Below are 16,140 nucleotides of genomic sequence, written 5' to 3' on the forward strand. Positions count from 1 at the left end.
TGCCTGTTGGCGTCAGGTTAAGGAAGCGACCGGATTCGGTACCAGGGGTTCTTTTATGACTTTCGCATCACGCCTTGCTGCGCTCGCGCTTGCCGGGATGATCGGCTGGATCGTTCCGGCTTCCGCCCAGCAGGCGCCGCCGCCTGACCTGCCGCCGCCGCAGCGGACCCCGACGCCCAGCACCTACGGGCCCGACGAGCTCGTCACCGCCGGCCATCGCTTCTTCGGCAACGTCTCGCGCGGGCTCGCCTCGATCATCGAGAAGGCGGTCAGCCAATGGGGCCTGCCGAACGGCTACATCCTGGGTGAGGAGGGCTCCGGCGCCTTCGTCGCCGGCCTGCGCTACGGCGAAGGCACGCTCTACACCAAGAACGCCGGCGACCTGCGCGTCTATTGGCAGGGCCCCTCGCTCGGCTTCGACTGGGGCGGCGACGGCGCCCGCACCATGACGCTGGTCTACAACCTGCCCGCCACCAACGCGATCTATCAGCGCTTCGCCGGCATCGACGGCTCGGCCTACATCATCGGCGGCTTCGGCATGACGGCGCTCACCGCCAACAACATCGTGCTGGTGCCGATCCGCTCCGGGCTCGGCCTGCGCCTGGGCGCCAATATCGGCTATCTCAAATACACCCCGCGGGCGACCTGGAACCCGTTCTAGGTCCTCGCCCTCCCCACTGCCCGCCGATCAAGGTTAACGACAGAGCGGGGCTGGCTTTTTGCCGGCCCGCCATGGCATTGTCGTTGGTGAATTTTTCCTTAAGCTTGGGAGTTCTGGCCCATGGTCGAACCGATCATGTACCTGGCGATCGGTTTCCTGCTCTCGATGCTGTGCGGGCTCGCGATCGTGCCGCTGGTGCATAACCGCGCGGTGCGCCTGACCACGCGCCGGTTGGAAGCTGCCACCCCGCTGTCGATGGCGGAGATCCAGGCCGACAAGGACCAGCTCCGCGCCGAATTCGCCATGTCGGCCCGCCGGCTCGAGATGAGCGTCGAGCAGCTCAAGAACAAGACCACGAGCCAGCTCGCCGAGCTCGGCAAGAAGAGCGACGCCATCAATCGCATGAAGATCGAGCTCGGCGAGAAGAACGCCACCATCTTCGCGCTGGAGGCGCGCGAGAAGGCGGTGAAGGAGCAGCTCCGCGCCACCGAGGAGGAATTCGCCGCCAAGACGGCGTCCTTGCGCGAAGCCGAGATCGCGTTGACGGACAAGCAGGCCGAGCTCGCCAAGATCAACTCCGAACTGTCCGACCGTTCGATGATGGCGGAGAGCCGCCAGGTCGAGCTGGTCGCGGTGCGGGCGCAGATCGAGGAACTGAAGCACCGCGTCGGCGATGCCGAGAAGGAATTTGCCGCGACGCAAGCGCGCCTCGCACAGGAGCGCACCGACTCCGAGACCGCCTCGCGCGAGCTCGCCGAGGCCCGCGGCCGCGTCGAGAATCTGAGCCAGCGCGTCACCGAACTCGACCGCCAGCTCATCGCGCAGGTCAAGGAGGCCGAGATGCTGTCGGGCCGCGTCGCCGATCTCGAGGGACGCCTCGCCACGCAGGGCAAGCTGCTCGCCGAGCGCGACTACGAGAACAACCAGCTGCGCCAGGCCAACGAGGCGAGCGAGCGCACCATCAAGGAGCTGCGCGTCGAGATCGCGGGCCTCAGCGGCGGCAAGTCGTCGGCCGCGATGGAGCAGCTGCGCGCGGAAAAGGCCGCGCTGGAGGAGCAGTTGCGCAGCGCGCGCGACGAGCGCGCGAAACTCCAGCGCGACGTCAACGCCATCCAGCAGCAGGCGGAGAGCTCCTGGGCGACCGAGCGCATGGAGAACGCGCTCTTGCGCGAGCGCATCAACGACATCGCCGCCGAGGTGGCAAAACTCGCGATGCAGCTCGAAGGCCCGAACTCGCCGATCGAGGCGCTGCTCGCGGCCGAGGCCGGCCAGCCGCCGAAGCCCGCGCCGCGCCTGGCCAACGACGCCGCGACGGGCGGCGCCGCGACCAGCAGCGGTTCTGCGCCCCGCCTGCCCGAAGGCGGCGGAACGCTCGCCGAGCGCATCCGCGCGCTCCAGGCCCACGCCTCCCGCGCCCGCCAGCAGGGCGCGTAACCGGCCGAAATCCGGCTTCCCTCGCGACCTGCCGAAGGTTTTCCGCCCCGGCACCGCCTTGAAAACTTGACACCATGGGCCGGCACTTCTAAATCGCGGGCTCCGATGTGCCGGCCGGCCGCAAGGTTGCGGCCGCCTGCATGATGGTCCCGGGCGCATAGCTCAGCGGGAGAGCGTTCCCTTCACACGGGAGAGGTCCAAGGTTCGATCCCTTGTGCGCCCACCACGCTTCGCCAAAAGGCTTCGCGTGGCGTAGCCACGCCCAAGAGTAGCGAAGCGTGTCCGGCGTAGCTCGAAGAGCGTAGACGGACTTGCGGGTCTTGCTTCCGGTCTGTCAAAAAACTCGAAAACAACCCCATGCACAGTAGACCGCACCAGCGGAATCAAGGGGTTACGACTTTTCCGAATTTTTCTTGCTCCGTCGGGCAAAACAGGGGCAGGATGGCATTGTCGGAAGAGGCTCCAGGACAACCTTTGCAGCTGGATCGGCCGAGCGCATCGATGAGCAGGCCGCCAGCTCGCGGAGCCCGAAGCGGCGATCCCTGCTCCGCAACCACGCGCACGGGCGGAAAAAGCAACGCAGTCCACGACGTCGAACAGCACGCTGATGCTGCCGTTGAACGACTGAGCGAAGGCGATCGCGTCATCACGCCTTGCGTCGGCGATTTGTGTGCCGAGCGTGCAATGGGGTCGCCAGTTTCCGAGCCGTCTGCTGCGCGGAATGTCCTTCCGGCGAAACCTGCCCTTGCGGAACACGGCTCAGGCGCAAGTGTTAAGCGCGACGACTGATCGCCGGCCCGATTGGTCTATCTCAACAGCGGATGGCACCTCGGCGGAGAGGGCTCGCTCGACGACCTCGACTGGACCAAGCGGGCCTGGGCGGCCCGGTCCTACCTGAACGGGTCACTCGCCAAGTGAAAACCTTGGTGGCCGATGGCAGCGCCCCCCGCATCAACGCTCGCGGAAAGCCCGCGCGACCTGATCCAGGAGGGGCTTGGTGAAATACGACAGGATGCTGCGATCGTAGGTCCTGGCAAAGACTTCCGCGGGCATGCCGGGCATGAGCTTGACATTGCCGAGTCGCGCCAGCTCCTCGGGCATGATCGAGACGCGTACCGTGTAAAAACTCTGACCCGTGCGTTGATCCGGCGTCACATCGGCGGAGATACGGCTGACCTTGCCTTCGATCTCCGGCGTCGTGCGCTGGTTGAATGCGGAGAATCGCAGGCTTGCCGGTTGGCCGACGTACAGCTGGTCGATGTCCGCCGGAGAAACCTTGGCTTCCACCATCAACAGATCGGCTTCCGGCACGATCAGCATGACGGGATCGGCCGGGCTTACCACCCCGCCGACCGTGTGGACGTTGAGTTGATGAACCACGCCGCTTTGCGGCGCGCGTATGTCAACCCGCTTCAATTGATCTTCGGCCGTCACCTTGCGCTCGATGAATTCGCCGATCTTGCCGTCGATCTCGCGCAATTCCTTCGCAACCTCGCTGCTGAGCTCTTGGTCGATCTGCAGGATCTGCAGCTCGATTTCGGTGACCTTGCCATGGACTTGCGCCGTGGACGCGATCGACTGCGCCAGTTCGCCCTTGAGACGCGCGGCTTCGCGCTCCAGAAGGGTAAGGCGGTTTATCTGGACCAGGTTCTTCTCCCAGAGGCCGCGCACTCCGGTAAGCTCGCGCTGGATCAATTCGATCTCTTCCGCCTTGGCTTGCTGCAAAGCCGCAAAGCCGCGGATTTCATCCTCGAGCTGCGCGATTCGCTGGCGAAGCTGGGCCTTCTGGCCGCGACGCGCGTTGGCGCGCAATTCGAACAGCTTGCGTTCGCTGCCCACCGCCGCAACGAATTCCGCGGAAGAATTATCGAGCAGCTCCTGAGGAACAACGAGATGGTCGGCGCCGTCCCGCTCGCTGGCCAGACGAGCCTTGCGGGCGCGCATCTCGTCCAGTCCCTTGGTATAGATGGCGAGCCCGGCACGCAGCGCGGTTTCGTCGAGCCGCACCAATGTCTCACCGGCACGAACATGGTCGCCTTCGCGGACCATCAACTCTCCGACGATACCGCCGGTGAGATGCTGGACCTTCTTGACGTTGGAATCGACGACCACGGAGCCGGCGGCGGTCACTGCTCCCGACAGCTCGGTGGTGGCGGCCCAGCCACCGATCCCGCCGGTCAACCCCACCGCCAGAAAAAGGCCGGCAAGCAGATGATGACGCAGGCTGCGATCTTCGCCGTATGTCGCGGTCATCATGTCGATGCGGCCTGTTGCGGGACGACAACCTTGAACGGCCCGGCAGGCGGGCCAGCTTCGCGCCTCGCCACCAGCGCCTGCACGTCCTCCTTGGACCCGAACGCCTGCTGCCGGCCATGGGCCATCGTCATCACGAAGTCAACGGCGGCCAGTGCGCTGGAGCGATGTGCGACGATGACGACGACGCCGCCGCGGGCCCGGACCGCGAGGATTGCGCGCGTCAGGGCCTCCTCGCCTTCGATGTCCAGATTGGAATTGGGCTCGTCGAGCACGACCAGGAAGGGATTTCCGTACAGCGCCCGCGCCAGCGCCACGCGCTGCCTTTGCCCGGCCGACAACAATGCGCCCTGCTCGCCGATCTGGGTGTTGTATCCATCCGGCAGGCTGACGAGAAGCTGGTGAACGCCGGCGGCTTCGGCTGCGGCGAGGATCTGCTCCATCGAAGCATCAGGTGCAAACCGTGCGATGTTCTCGGCGATGGTGCCCTCGAACAATTCGACGTCCTGAGGCAGGTATCCAACGTGATTTCCCAATGCGTCAGGCGACCATTGCTCCAGCGATGCGCCGTCGAGCCGGATGACGCCGCGCGATGGCCGCCATGCGCCGACAAGGGCGCGCACCAGCGAGGATTTTCCGGAGCCGCTGGCGCCGACAACGCCAAGCGCGCTGCCTGCCTTCAGGTGAAAGCTGACATCCGCGACCAGGAGCTTTTCCGAGCCGGGGGCCGCGACGGACAACTTGTCCACGACGAGGAATCGCGTCGGAGGCCGCAACGGCAGTCTTTCGGCGGACGCCGGCAACGCCGCCATGAGTCCGGTGAGGCGCCGCCAGCTTTGGGCCGCGGCGATGAAATTTTTCCAGTTGCCGATCGTGACATCCACGGGTGCAAGGGCGCGACCGGTCAGGATCGAACTGGCAATGATGATTCCGCCGGATGCTTCCTGTCGAATGACGAGATAGGCACCAACGCCGAGCACGGCCGATTGCAGCATCATGCGCAGCATGCGTCCCGTGACCCCGAAGCCTCCCGAGATATCATTGGTGATCCTCTGCTGCCTGCGATGAGCATCGCCCAGCTTCCGCCATCGTTCCAGGAACCGGGACGACATCGACATCGCGATCAAGACCTCCGCGTTGCGGCGACTGGCTTCGGCAAGGCGGTTGCGCGCAGCGGCATAGCTCGACGCCTTCCGGACCGATTGCCGGGACAGCCGGTCGGTGACCAGCGTCAACAGCACCAGCACGAGCGCGCCGCCGAGGGCTGTGGCGCCAATCAGCGGATGGAAAGCAAAACAGATGGCGAGGTAGAACGGCAACCAGGGCAGGTCGAACAGGGCAGGAAGACCGGATCCCGACATCACCGATCGTACGGTATCGATGTCGCGAAGCGGCTGCAGTCCGTCGCCGCCACCGCGTGTGCGAAGCGGAAGGCGAATCAGGAGATCATAGACGCGGTCACCGATGCGCCAATCGACCTGGTTCCCGATGCGGACCAGCATTCGACCGCGAACCACTTCCAATGTGCCCTGAAGGACGAAGAGCAGGGCCACAATGATCGTCAGACCGGCCAGCGTGGATACGCTGCGGCCAGGCAGCACCCGATCATAGACCTCCAGCATGTAGAGGGAACCGGTCAAGCTGAGGATATTGATCAACCCGCTGAAGGCCGCGATGCCCACAAGGGCCGTGCGGCAAGATCGAAGGGCAGCGCGCAGCTCCGATCCTTCATCCGCGGCAACGTCTGCTTGCGTAGCCAACATCACACGCAATGACTCCGCGGCTTACGATATGGTGATCGTGCTGAAATGACCGGCCTTCACGACAAAAGCGATGAAACCGCTTCTAACTGTCGATCGTTCATGACAATCGTTTGACAATGGCGGAGGCGCCGGCGGGAACGCCCGGCACCTCCACATCGAGCGGTATCTTCGTCGGGCTACTGGCGTCAGACGAGATATTGGTGGACCAGCTGCAACTGGCCGCCTTCGACGAGCTCGCCCCCAACATTGAGGTGGGATTGGGTGTCGATCAAATAGACGTTTTCGCCGGCGTTGCCGAGGATATGCGTGACGTCGATGACACCCGACGCCTCTTCGTCCTGGGTCAGGAAGTTTGCACCTCCCGTCACGAAGCGGCTCGCATCGTGCTGGGCAAGCTGCGTGACCGCGTCGGTCGCAGGATCGTACTGCCAGACCTTGCCGAGGTGGGCATTGTTGCCGACGTCCTCGCAGAGAATGACCTTGCCGTGGGAGTCGACGGCGATGTTGTCGAGCATCTGCTGGCCTTCGCTGCCGTTGAGCAGCAGCTTGATAGTGCCGCCGAGCTCGGGGTGCGACGCGTCGGTGAAGTCCAGCGCCCACAGCTGGCTCGGCGCGTTGAACGCATTCGTCGTCACGAAATAGAAGCGGTTGGGATTGAGGGTATCCCATGCGCCGTCTTCCGGCCGCAGGAAGCTCGTCACGCCTGCAGTTTCGCTGTCCGAATCGATGAGCGCGCCGGTCTTTCCGCTGACGTCTCCGAGATCGATCATGGTGAAGGCGGACTTCTCGTCGGCACCCAGGGCAGTGGTGCTGCTCGGTGCATTATTCGCCGAACCTTCGAAATCGGTCACGTGAATTCCGAGCAGATGGCCGCCGGTCAGCCCGGCCTTTTCGATGGCATTGCCGGTCGACTGCTTGGTCCCGGAATAGAAGTAGACCTGGCCGTTCTGGCCGTCGTCCATCATGGCGACGACCGTCTTGTCCCCGGTATGCGCATTGGCGACAACGTTCTCGTAGGCCATGTTGCCGAGCCAGGCCAGCTCGTAGCTGTTACCATCCTGGGCACCGCCGACGACATGCGCAAAGGCGCGGCCCTCGACGCCGCCCTCTTCGCCGTTCAGATAGAGCCTGCCGTCGAAACCGAGGCCCGTCTGCGCGTTGTAGAATGCGCCCGAATCGGCGAGGTCTGCCGAACAGAAACGGTTGAACGTCACCGGGCTGTTGCCGGCGTTGTGGTCGACATAGGTGCCGCCCTCGTACATCCAGACGTCGTGGATGAGATCCTTGCCCGACAGGACCTGCAAACTCGTCTTGTCGATCACCCACTCCGACACGAATGCGCCGGTGCCGCCATGAGCGCGAGCAATGCCCGCCGCCGAGGGAAGTTCGTGGTTCATCAGCACGGTGAAGGTGCCGTCGCCATTGTCGAACGCGCCGAGGCCGTCCGGGATGCCGGCCATCTTGTAGCCGTTCACGCTGTCTCCGGTCGTCAGCAACGATTCGGTAAAAACGTTGGGATTGCTGCTGAGCAGGTAGGGCGTCTGTGAGCTCGATGCGCCCTTCACCTCATTGGAGAGAATGAACTGCTCGGCGTGAAGGTCAGAAATGCGGGCATGCTCGATGATCAACGCGTCGCCATTGCCCAGATTGATCTGAACGTTGTGGCCGATCTGGTGCGCGGAATTGATCAGCGTCTGGAAGCTTGGAATGTTGAAGTCGCGGACGTCGATGCGATCGCCGGAATCGAAATGCTCGATCGTATCCACGCCCATGCCCTTGCGGAGCAGGAACTTATCGTTGCCCTCGTCGCCGATGAGATGATCCCGGCCTGCGCCGCCGAGGAGCAGATCCCGGCCGTGGCCGCCACGCAAATCGTCGCTGCCGTCGCCGCCGATCAGGGCGTCATTGCCGATTCCCCCGAACAGCAAATCGTTTCCCTTGCCGCCCTCGATCCAATCATTGCCGCGGCCACCGAACACGATGTCATCGCCGAGGCCGGCATTGATGGTGTCATTACCGCCGAAGCCAAGGATGATGTCGCCGTGGTCCGACCCTTGAATGGTGTCGTCTGCGTTGGTTCCAAACTTGATCTTCTTGAACGGACCGATGTGGCGATGATCGCCGTGGTGATGGTGCGACATGCTTTGCTCCCTGGCTTTTGGCTTGGTACTGGCACGAACGCTCCGTTAACCAACGGCTGTGACGCTGACACGACATCGAGATGACCGGGCCATGCCGCGCTTGATTCGAATTGGTCGTTCGGCGGCTTGTCCGGGCACGGGTTTGCGCGCAGGACGATGCCGAGGCCGGACAAGTGCCGTGGCGCACGGTCGCCGACCAAGTCGGCCCAAAGCCTGCCCAAGCTCGCGGCCACCTCGACACCGATCGGCTTCGGGGGCGGCCTGACAAAGCGGGCCTGTCTGTAGCCCAGAACAGCGCCGCCTCCGTGCGGCGCTAGTGAGCCATAAGAACGGGCAAATCCGCGTGCTCCATGATATAGCTGGTCGCCCCACCGAATATCATCTGCCGTAGCCGCGTGCGGGTGAAGGCTCCCTTGATCAATAGATCGCAACCGTGTGCCCGGGCGGCATCGAGGACCGCTTCGCCAGTTTCGCGTCCGTCCAGTTCAACGCTGATCAAGCTGGCCGCGATGCCATTGTAATGGAGTTGCCGAGCGATCTGATCGGCAGATGGTCCCGGCACCGCCTGGCCACCGATCACGGTCAGGACCGACACCCTTCCGGCCTGACGAAGCAACGGCATGGCAAATGCATTTGCCCGCGCTTGCTCGGTACTCCCGTTCCAGTGAATCATGATGTTCGTTGCGACGCTTCTTGGAGCATTCAACGGCGCCAGCAGAACGGGCCTGCCGCTCTCGAAAAGCGCGGACTCAATGGCGCGACGGTGAGGGCCCACAGCATCGACGTCGGACCGCGCCATCACGATCAGGTCGAAGGCGCGCCCGTGACTTCCGACAAATTCTTCGCCCTCGGGCGCGGTCTCCAGCCAGCCGAAGCATGGCGGGTTCGATCCCACAGCGGCTCGAGGAACATCGTGCTTCAGCATGAATGCTTCGAAAAAGTTGCGCATGTCGTTCAATTCGGCTTCGCTCATCACTTGATACGTGTCCAGGAGAATGCCGGTGGCCAATTCGGCGGCCGCATATTGGGGGATGCCGAAGCGGAGTGGAAAACCTTCGATATAGGCGCCGGATCGTCGCGCGAGATTTACGGCCACATCGAGCGTGGCTGTCATCATTGGAATGTTCTGAAGCGGGACCAGGAGCGTCTTCATCTTGAATCTCCGATTTTTCCGACGAAGATTGACGGAGGATGCCTGCTTTCAATTCGGCTAGCGCCTGCGATCGTTCAACTTTGCGCGTGGTTCAGCTTGTCCTCGAGAGTGGTTGCAATCATGCAGCCTGCTCGAGCCTCGCATCGATCTCCTGGCGCAGCGCGGCGAAGTCGATTGGCTTGGTCAACAGGTCGGCGGCGCCCTTCTCCAGTGCCTTGCGCCTGGTCTCGGCATCACCATAGGCCGTGATCATGATGACAGGTACATCGGGGCGAGCCGAGCGCACGATAGGCAGCATCTCCAGTCCGCTCATTCCGGGCATGTTGATGTCGGACAGGATCAGAATCAGGGTGGCATCCTCGATCTCGGCCGCGCGCTGCAACGCGAGGGGTGCCGAGGATACGAACTCCATCAGAAAACGACCGGCGCGCAGATCGCGCCGAAACTGCTGGCGGAACAGCGCCTCGACATCGGGCTCGTCGTCGACCACCATGATATAGACGCTCAATTTCTGCCTCCGGTCTGCAACGGTGCCGCCCGCGTACGCGGCAGCGTAATGATGAACTCGGTATATTCGCCCGGCTCGGTATCGACCTCGATACTGCCGCCGTGCTGTTTCACAATGATGTCGTGGCAGATCGAAAGGCCAAGACCGGTTCCTTCGCCGGCCGGCTTGGTCGTGAAGAATGGATTGAATATCTTCTCCCTGACATCGGCCGGAATGCCGGTGCCATTGTCGCGAATGCGGATTTCGACGGCGCCGCCGAGGTCTGTGGTCGTCGCGCACAGCCTCGGCTCGAAGCCGTCACCGGCGGCGTCCTTTTGCTTGCCGGCCGCGTAGAAGCCGTTTGAGACCAGGTTGAGGAACACCCGCGTGATTTCCTGCGGATACAGCTCGAGCGCTCCCGCAGACGGATCGAGCTTTCTTTCGAGCGTGATGTTGAAGCCGGCTCTTTCAGCGCGGGCACCGTGGTAGGCGAGGTTGAGACTCTCTTCGAGGATGGCGTTGATGTCGGCCGCGCGGCGTTCGCCAGATCCTTCACGGGAGTGCAGAAGCATGTTCTTGACGATGGAATCGGCGCGCGTTCCGTGCTGCACGATCTTCTCCAAATTACCTCTCAGCATGTGGATCAGCGCGTCGATGTCCTGCCTCTCCGCCTCGCCCAGATTGGCCGAACGCAGCGCGTCGGCGAGTTCGTCGGCGAGTTCGGAGGACAGCGCAGCAAAGTTGTTGACGAAGTTGAGCGGGTTCTTGATCTCGTGCGCAATGCCGGCGGTGAGCTGCCCGAGCGAGGCAAGCTTCTCGGTCTGGATCAGCCGATCCTGCGCGTTTCGCAATTCCTCGAGCGATTGCGACAATTCCATCGTGCGCTCGCGCAATTCATTCAGCAGGCGTGCATTCTCGATCGCGATCACGCCCTGGTGTGCGAAGTTGGACACGAGCTCGATCTGCTTGTCCGTGAAGGGTTTCACTTCCTGGCGGAAGATCGTGATGGTGCCAATCAGCTCGTCTTCCTTGAGCATGGGCACGATGACGAGGGTCCTTGCCCCGGCAAGGTCGGCGAGCGCGCGAACGTTGGGGTTGCCTTCGACATAGGGCGGCTGCGTCCTGATGTCGTCGATGTGAACCGTCTGATGAGTCTTCTCGACGGTGCCGAGCCCGCTCGCGGGATGCGGGCGAATGTGCTGGTAGAGCCGGGTATCGACATAGGCTTGCGGCGCGTTGTGCAATGCGACCGTGCGAAAGCCGCCCTCCTCGTAGAGATTCATGGTGCCAAAACCGGCCCCGCAAATTCGCGTCGCATTCTCCAGCATCTTGTGGAAGACCGGACTGAGTCCGCCCGACGAAGCGCTTATGGTTTCCAGCACCTCCGACGTTGCCGTCTGCCGCTCCAGCGATTCATTCAATTGCTCGAACAGACGCACATTGCCGATGGCGATAACAGCCTGATCGGCAAAGGTCTGCAGCAGGGTGATCTGCTTGTCGTCGAATGGGCGCACCTCCATACGACGCAGCACGATCGCCCCCATGCTCTCGCCTTCGCGCAAGAGCGGCACGCTCAAGACGGTCCGAACGTTGGAGCGAAGCGCATATTCGCGTCCAGTTGGATATTGCTCTCCTTCGGGCCCAAGCAGGTCGTGCACATGAACGGTGCGGCGATCGATGATCGCCCGGCCGGTAGGCGATTCGACACTGATCGATCGTCGGCTCCACACCACGGGAACTTGGCCATGGTGCGCCTGGATGACGATATCGTCGCCATCCCTCAGAACGACCAGCGCATCATATGCCTCACAAAGCCCGCATGCGCTTTCCACGATCGCCTCGAGCACCGGTCCGACTTCGGTCGGAGATGAAGCGATCACCCTCAAGATATTGGCGCTACCGGTCTGGTACGTCAGCGCCTCGGATAGATCTCGCGTCCTGGTCTGCAATTGTTCGAACAGCCGGACATTCTCGATGGCGATCACCGCCTGGTCGGCAAAGGTCTGCACGATCTCGATCTGTCGCTGGGTAAACGGGCCCGGCTCCGGTCGCGCCAAACTGAGAACCCCGATCGCGGTGCCCTCGCGTATTAGGGGTATGTTGAGGGTCGCGCGATAGCCGCCGATTCTCGCGAGGTCATGCCGCGAGAAGTCGGGGTCTTTCATGAGATCGGCGACATGGTCGACCCGGCCAGTAAGCACTGCCCGGCCGCTCGGCGTGTCGCGGCCCGGCGCAAGCGGCTGGCTCTTGCGTAGCGCGACCCATTCCGGTGGGTTGTTGTGGGAGGCTTCCAGGTGCAGTAGCCCGCCGCCAATGAGATAGATCGCGGCTCTCGGGTCGCCGCAGAGCCGTGCGGCCGAGCTGACAAGCGTCTCGAGAACATTGGGCAAGTCGAACGCCGAACGGCTGATCACCTTGAGCACGTCGGCCGTTGCGGTCTGCTGGCGCAGCGACTCGCTGAGATCCTCAGTACGTTCGCGCAACTCCTTGAGCAACCGCGCATTCTCGATGGCGATCACGGCCTGATCGGCAAATGTGGCTGCGAGCTCGATCTGCTTTTCGGTGAAGGGCTGCACGCGCTTGCGGGCGATCACGATCGCGCCGATCGGCTCATTCTCGCGCAGGAGCGGGACACCGAGCGCCGTGCGTTGACCAGCCATCGTGACCGACGCCTGCAGGCCGTATTCGGGATCGGCCGCGACGTCGAGGATCTGCACCGGGCGGCGTTCGAGGACGGCTCGACCCGTGACCGTGCCACGGCCGGGGACGATCGGATGAGCCTGCAGAAAGGCGATGTAGTCCTCGGAAAACCCGACCGCCGCTCCGGCCTGATATTCATCGCCCTCGCGGCGCATGATGAAGGCCATCTCCGCCTCGCACAGCCGCGCCGCCGAATCGACCAGCGTGTCGAGCACGGTTTGCAGATCGAAGGTCGAGCGGCTGATCACCTTCAGCACATCGGCAGTCGCGGTTTGCTGCTGGAGCGATTCGGCGAGATCGCGGGTCTTCGCCTGCACCTCGTCGAACAGCCGCACATTCTCGATCGCGATCACGGCCTGATCCGCGAAGGTGGAGACCAGGTCGATCTGCTTGTCCGTGAACGAGTTCACGGTCTTGCGGCCCAGGAACAGCACGCCGATCGCTTCTCCGGACCGAAGCAGGGGCACGCCCAGAAGGGTGCGGTAGCCGCCGGCCCTCTGTTGCTCGGGATAGGCATAGTCGGGATCGACCAGGACATCCGGGATCTGCACGGCCTTGCCGCAGAGCAGGACGCGCCCGACCAGGCTGCCGCGTCCAGCATTGAGCCGAACGTCCGCCGAGACCTTGGCCCATTCGGGCGAGAAATTGTACCGGGTTGCATGATAGTAGCCGCCATCGCCATCGTGCCGGACGATTGCCGCCATGTCGGCACCACACAGCGACGCCGCCGATTCCGTCAACGTGTCGAGAACCGTTTGCAGATCGAACGCGGAGCGGCTGATGACCTTCAACACGTCGGCGGTCGCGGTCTGCTGCTGCAGCGATTCCCGCAAATCGTCGGTACGCGCCTGCACCTCGTCGAACAGCCGCACGTTCTCGATGGCGATGACAGCCTGGTCGGCGAAGGTCTGCAGAAGTTGCACATGATTCGGAGCGAACGCCCCCGGCTCGGCCCGCGTGACGCTGATCATGCCGATCACCACGCCGCCGGTCGCAAGCGGAACGAACAACATGCTGCGAAAGCCGCGGGCGCGCGCGATGAATTTGATGTCGTTCGTCAGCGCTTCGGTATCGGGGGTGGGCACCACCTTGCCGGCCTCTGTCCTCGCAAAACTCTCGAAATCGGAAATCGGACGCGGGAACATCTTCGTCAAAGCTTCATCGGCGGCAGAATTCGTCGGCGTGAACGCCGCCAAATGGGCATGGCCGTCGATGAAGCGGAATACGGTCGTCGAAAAGCCGCCGAGCAAGGCATTTGCGCGCCTCGCGATTGCATCGAAGACCGGCTTCACCTCCGATGGCGAACTGGCAATGATCCTGAGAATGTCCGCGGTGGCGGTCTCGCGATCCTGTGCGGCGCGCAATTCGGCCTGGAGCCGCGCGTTCTCCTGCTGCAAATCCGCCACAACGTCCTGAGGAAGCGCGGCCATGATGAAAATCCACGTCGCCAGCCGGTTCGCGGCCGACGTCAAAATAAAATCAAGATATCGCCGGGAATTATTCCACCATCAGGTGCTTCGGACCAGACATACCGGGGGTTGATTTTCGATTGACTACGCGTCGATTGGCCTTCCCGATCGACCGAACCGGCTCATCGACCGATCGAGCGAGCTGACCGGCGTTGCGCTGCCGGCAAGAGCTCCCCGCAACGACGGCGGAGAGCGGCGGTTCACGCCGCGCGCTGTGGCCGCCAGGCCGTGTAGAGACCGATCAAGGTCCCGATCGCGACCAACGCGGCGGCCAGCAGCACCTGCAATTCGCCGTCGTCGGTGGGGCCGACGGACGACACCAGCCTGGTCACGATGACGAACAGAATGGCCACCGCGGCCGCGGCACCCACGCAGAGATAAGCGAGCTCGCGCGTCAGGCTGCGGCCGAGCAGTCCGAGCGCCGTGAAATACATCGCGCAGGCGTTGGGATGAACGAACAAGGCAATGCGCGCATAGCGGCCATAGGCGTCGAACAGGGACTCGCATCGGCGCAGGGCCGCCTTGGAGGCCACCCGCTGCAGGAACGGCCTGAAGAAACGAGCCTGTCCGTAGCTGAGAACGGCACCCAGGATGATGGCGAGCCACGCCGCGGCGAAGACCGAGCCATCAACGGCCTTCGGACTGAGCGCCACGGACATCAGGATGAGGGCGGTTCCGGGAAAATAGCCGAAATACGGAAAGACCGCTTCCACCAGCACGCAGACGAACATGAAGGCCGGAAACCATGCCGACCCGGTCGCGCCATGGACGATGGCATTCAGGTCGAACAGGCTCGTCCGGTACAGAACGAGGTACATGCACATGGCCAGCCCGGCCAGCGCGTAGAACGGCAAGGCTCCCGACAAAAACCGTCTCATCCGATCATCAACTTCGTTTGGCGGAGACGACGGCCTCGCGCTGTTCCGGATCATGCTCTAGGCCAATGGGATTGCTGCTGTCGATGGCGCTCTTTGCCACGCAAGCTTCCCCGGGCGCCCGCCTCTAGGCAATCGACAGAATCTCGATCTCCTGCGCGCCAGTGCCGACGACGTCGCCGACCGCTTTTCCCATCAGCGACCTCGCAACCGGCGCAACGAACGAGATCGAGCCGGCCTTGGGATCGGCCTCGTCCTCACCGACGATGCGGTAGGTCTGGACGCGGCCGTCGGCGCGGCTGAAGCTGACGGTGCTGCCGAAGGCGACGATTTCCGTCGAAGCAGGATCGGGCATCACCTGCGCCGTGCGCAAGCGTTCGGTGAGATAGCGCAGATCGCGCAGCGGAACGGCCGACTGCCGGCGCTTCTCGTTGACGTCCTCGATGGCTTGCGCGGCTTCATAGGCCGCGCGCGCTTCGGCGAGCTGCGTCTGCAATGCCTTGAAGCCTGCTTCGGTCACGAGGTTCGGATGCGGCGAGATCGGGCGGTCCGGCAACAGCGTCTCGGACGCGGTTTCGGCGCTCTCTTCCTTGGTGAAGGCGACGCTCAATTGAAGATCCTGTCGAACTGTTTCGTTGGCGACGCCCTGAGGCGCCGACGAGCCAGACTATATCTCAAGTTCGACGAAACGGCGGAGCCTGAAGACGAGATCCGGCACGGCCTGACGGAACCGGGTTGCGTTCTGGAAACTGGTCGAGAACGGCGCGAAGGTGAGCATCGCGTTCCAGTGCCGGTAACCATAGACCGTAACCGAAACGCCGGAGCTCGGGAAGTTGTCCAGCTTGCGCAGCTCGCCGAGCACGAGGTCGGCGATCGCCTCCGCCGGCAGCAGGCGCTTGCCCTCCCGCGTGGTGGCGATTTGCGCGAGCGGCTCGGCCGGCTTGGCGGTCGCCGGCGCGGCATCGGGTGCGCTCTCGGCCTTGGCCGCCGCATCGGTTTCGGACGTCTCGACCGGCTCCGCGGGATCCGCCGGCACGATCGGCGGCACCTCGACGAGCGGAGGCGGTGCAACATTGTCCGCGCGCTTGTTGCCTCCCAGGATGCTGCTGATCATGGCCACAAGGCCGGCATCCTTCACCTCGTCACTCATCACTCCCCCCGCTCCGAATGACCGGCGGCACCGTTCGCTCACGTCGTGCCGCCG

11 protein-coding genes, 1 tRNA gene and 2 pseudogenes are annotated in these 16,140 nt (G+C 63.4%); 4 read left to right on the forward strand and 10 right to left on the reverse strand.

The genetic code is table 11. The annotated features are described in order from the left end of the window. Positions 1 to 55: 55 nt before the first annotated feature. The 4 genes and pseudogenes from BDOA9_RS00795 to BDOA9_RS39335 all read left to right on the forward strand — a co-directional run. Positions 56 to 661: a DUF1134 domain-containing protein gene (locus tag BDOA9_RS00795; protein WP_025032047.1), complete on the forward strand. Its 606-nt coding sequence runs from the start codon at positions 56 to 58 to the stop codon at positions 659 to 661. A gap of 120 nt (positions 662 to 781) precedes the next feature. Then, positions 782 to 2,095, forward strand: coding sequence for a hypothetical protein (locus BDOA9_RS00800; RefSeq protein ID WP_025032048.1), 1,314 nt, complete (start codon positions 782 to 784; stop codon positions 2,093 to 2,095). A gap of 151 nt (positions 2,096 to 2,246) precedes the next feature. Continuing rightward, positions 2,247 to 2,321 (forward strand) — tRNA-Val (locus BDOA9_RS00805). 566 nt (positions 2,322 to 2,887) lie between these two features. Further along, a pseudogene (locus BDOA9_RS39335) lies at positions 2,888 to 3,004 on the forward strand (SDR family NAD(P)-dependent oxidoreductase); the annotation flags it as partial. Positions 3,005 to 3,046: 42 nt separating this feature from the next. Here the strand turns inward: BDOA9_RS39335 and BDOA9_RS00810 are convergent. The 10 genes and pseudogenes from BDOA9_RS00810 to BDOA9_RS00850 all read right to left on the reverse strand — a co-directional run bounded on the left by BDOA9_RS00810 (position 3,047) and on the right by BDOA9_RS00850 (position 16,086). Next, entirely contained in the window at positions 3,047 to 4,351 is a 1,305-nt protein-coding gene (locus tag BDOA9_RS00810) for an HlyD family type I secretion periplasmic adaptor subunit (protein WP_025032049.1), read from the reverse strand. Further along, a complete protein-coding gene (locus BDOA9_RS00815) occupies positions 4,348 to 6,111 on the reverse strand; it encodes a type I secretion system permease/ATPase (protein ID WP_025032050.1) in 1,764 nt (587 codons plus the stop codon). The genes BDOA9_RS00810 and BDOA9_RS00815 overlap by 4 nt, the downstream gene beginning before the upstream one ends. 185 nt (positions 6,112 to 6,296) lie before the next feature. Then, positions 6,297 to 7,877: a DUF839 domain-containing protein gene (locus BDOA9_RS00820; protein ID WP_275507658.1), complete on the reverse strand. Its 1,581-nt coding sequence runs from the start codon at positions 7,875 to 7,877 to the stop codon at positions 6,297 to 6,299. Between the two features lie 75 nt (positions 7,878 to 7,952). Beyond that, a pseudogene (locus tag BDOA9_RS40100) lies at positions 7,953 to 8,252 on the reverse strand (calcium-binding protein); the annotation flags it as partial. Between the two features lie 313 nt (positions 8,253 to 8,565). After that, positions 8,566 to 9,405 carry a universal stress protein gene (locus BDOA9_RS00825; protein WP_025032052.1) on the reverse strand — a complete coding sequence of 280 codons (840 nt, stop codon included), beginning with the start codon at positions 9,403 to 9,405 and terminating at the stop codon, positions 8,566 to 8,568. A gap of 118 nt (positions 9,406 to 9,523) precedes the next feature. Further along, on the reverse strand, positions 9,524 to 9,913 hold the full coding sequence (locus BDOA9_RS00830; RefSeq protein WP_025032053.1) for a response regulator: 390 nt from the start codon (positions 9,911 to 9,913) through the stop codon (positions 9,524 to 9,526). Next, positions 9,910 to 14,022, reverse strand: a complete 4,113-nt coding sequence (locus BDOA9_RS00835) for a GAF domain-containing protein (RefSeq protein ID WP_244521437.1) — start codon at positions 14,020 to 14,022, stop codon at positions 9,910 to 9,912. Before BDOA9_RS00835 ends, BDOA9_RS00830 begins: the two co-directional genes overlap by 4 nt. Before the next feature lie 239 nt (positions 14,023 to 14,261). After that, on the reverse strand, positions 14,262 to 14,939 hold the full coding sequence (locus BDOA9_RS00840; protein ID WP_025032055.1) for a membrane protein: 678 nt from the start codon (positions 14,937 to 14,939) through the stop codon (positions 14,262 to 14,264). 124 nt (positions 14,940 to 15,063) lie between these two features. Further along, the gene (gene greA / locus BDOA9_RS00845) at positions 15,064 to 15,546 is read right to left on the reverse strand and encodes a transcription elongation factor GreA (RefSeq protein WP_025032056.1); all 483 of its coding nucleotides are present in this window, start codon (positions 15,544 to 15,546) and stop codon (positions 15,064 to 15,066) included. Positions 15,547 to 15,603: 57 nt separating this feature from the next. Beyond that, positions 15,604 to 16,086, reverse strand: coding sequence for a hypothetical protein (locus BDOA9_RS00850; RefSeq protein WP_025032057.1), 483 nt, complete (start codon positions 16,084 to 16,086; stop codon positions 15,604 to 15,606). Positions 16,087 to 16,140: the final 54 nt, after the last annotated feature.

Source organism: Bradyrhizobium sp. DOA9, assembly GCF_000617845.2.
GTDB lineage: Bacteria > Pseudomonadota > Alphaproteobacteria > Rhizobiales > Xanthobacteraceae > Bradyrhizobium.

What these genes read in the sequence shown, in the direction of transcription:
- BDOA9_RS00835 (WP_244521437.1), bottom strand. Translation starts at nt 14,022, where the DNA reads ATGGCCGCGCTTCCTCAGGACGTTGTGGCGGATTTGCAGCAGGAGAAC.
- BDOA9_RS00815 (WP_025032050.1), bottom strand. Translation starts at nt 6,111, where the DNA reads ATGTTGGCTACGCAAGCAGACGTTGCCGCGGATGAAGGATCGGAGCTG.
- BDOA9_RS00795 (WP_025032047.1), top strand. Translation starts at nt 56, where the DNA reads ATGACTTTCGCATCACGCCTTGCTGCGCTCGCGCTTGCCGGGATGATC.
- BDOA9_RS00840 (WP_025032055.1), bottom strand. Translation starts at nt 14,939, where the DNA reads ATGAGACGGTTTTTGTCGGGAGCCTTGCCGTTCTACGCGCTGGCCGGG.
- BDOA9_RS00850 (WP_025032057.1), bottom strand. Translation starts at nt 16,086, where the DNA reads ATGAGTGACGAGGTGAAGGATGCCGGCCTTGTGGCCATGATCAGCAGC.
- BDOA9_RS00825 (WP_025032052.1), bottom strand. Translation starts at nt 9,405, where the DNA reads ATGAAGACGCTCCTGGTCCCGCTTCAGAACATTCCAATGATGACAGCC.
- BDOA9_RS00810 (WP_025032049.1), bottom strand. Translation starts at nt 4,351, where the DNA reads ATGATGACCGCGACATACGGCGAAGATCGCAGCCTGCGTCATCATCTG.
- BDOA9_RS00800 (WP_025032048.1), top strand. Translation starts at nt 782, where the DNA reads ATGGTCGAACCGATCATGTACCTGGCGATCGGTTTCCTGCTCTCGATG.